A 1,358-nucleotide genomic window follows, 5' to 3' on the forward strand; every position below is an offset into this window, starting at 1 on the left:
GTCGGCGGGTTATTGTGTTGATACCGTAGGTATGGATGCAGAAATGATAAGAAAGTATGTAAAATTCCAAGAAAATAAATAACCACTAAAATATTGGGAACAACTTGAATCTTATTTCAGCAAGGCCCCGGCAGGGGTTTTGCTGAGAACGGCCTTCTAGGTCGAATTTAAACCACGTTTTATAAGCGTGGTAGTTAATTTTTACAAAAACAGGTAGTCTGCGCAGGTTAATTAAATGTACTATAATTAGTTGCTAAAAATACTCATTAAAGAATTCACTTTATGACTACTAGAAGAAAGATCGAAAAATCATGCCACTACTAGAAAACCCACCATTAATAGAGGCTATTTTTGAACTGAGGTGGGGTGAAGTATCGCCAGGGCGATTTCAGTATCATCAGAATGAAGAGTCATTATTTGCAGGAATGTTTAGTGCTTCAGCAAAAAACAAAGGATTTGTTGTGGTCGAAAATATCCAGAATAATTTATCTCTCCCAATGGCTATTTCTCACCGCTTTAGAAAGCAACAAGATACTTGGCCTTGCTTTCAAGTAGGGTTAGGCATTTTTACTATTAACCAAACAAAAGAACAATATAATTGGGATTCATTTAAAAACTCAATTAAGATTGGATTAGAAGTTTTCAATAATACAGACTCTTCTTTAATAAATTCAATAAAGGATAGCTTATCAGTATCTTTGCGCTATCAAGATGCTTTTTTTCCTGGCGAAACAGAAGTTATTGAGCAGTTTTTGGAAAAACATTTTAATATCAATTTTGGCTTGCCCAGTTCATTTTTAGATAATGAAAATTTAAATGGTAAACATCACTCTGTTGGCTTTAATGTTGAGGTAGGATTGGAGAAGCCACAAGGGGTGGTAAAAATTACAATTGCCAAAGCTATCATTAATGATAAACCAGGCTTAATCATGGAAACAGTAGTTCACTCTAAAGCTAAAGAAGTAATCAATAATGATATTAAGTATACTGATTTATTGGAATGGGCTAATCAAGCCCATGATATACAACAGCATGCTTTTAAAACTATTATTAATCCAACTGCATATAAGGAGTGTAAAGTATGATGGCGATGCTTGCTGTATCAACGGCAAATATTGATTATAGTAGCTCATATAATAATTCCATTTCTTCTCATTATGAGCAGGTAGTTGAGAATGGAACTGATTTTACAAATAATGTAGGTACTACAGCTAATAAAATATTTATTTATGGGAAAAATCATTTTTCTCAGGTGAGTTCTATTGACATAAAGGTATTTGATTACTCAGATGAATTTCATAAGATGATTGTTGAAAAATCATGGGTTGTCACATTCCTGCAAAATGCAAGTCAATTAA

At 33.2% G+C, this 1,358-nt stretch carries 2 protein-coding genes and 1 pseudogene; all 3 read left to right on the plus strand.

Annotated features, from left to right (window positions below; translation table 11 throughout):
• Positions 1 to 82: pseudogene (locus CDZ78_RS24590) on the plus strand (IS200/IS605 family transposase); the annotation flags it as partial.
• A gap of 229 nt (positions 83 to 311) precedes the next feature.
• On the plus strand, positions 312 to 1,085 hold the full coding sequence (locus CDZ78_RS18565) for a TIGR04255 family protein (protein WP_087871306.1): 774 nt from the start codon (positions 312 to 314) through the stop codon (positions 1,083 to 1,085).
• Positions 1,082 to 1,358: hypothetical protein (locus CDZ78_RS18570; protein ID WP_140414207.1), on the plus strand; the 277-nt coding region annotated here is incomplete at its 3' end. The genes CDZ78_RS18565 and CDZ78_RS18570, both read left to right, overlap by 4 nt.

Source organism: Bathymodiolus platifrons methanotrophic gill symbiont, assembly GCF_002189065.1.
In the GTDB taxonomy this organism is placed as follows: Bacteria; Pseudomonadota; Gammaproteobacteria; order Methylococcales; family Methylomonadaceae; genus Methyloprofundus.

Bases quoted from the DNA above. Each gene is read 5' to 3' on its own strand.
- CDZ78_RS18565 (WP_087871306.1), top strand. From the start codon at position 312: ATGCCACTACTAGAAAACCCACCATTAATAGAGGCTATTTTTGAACTG.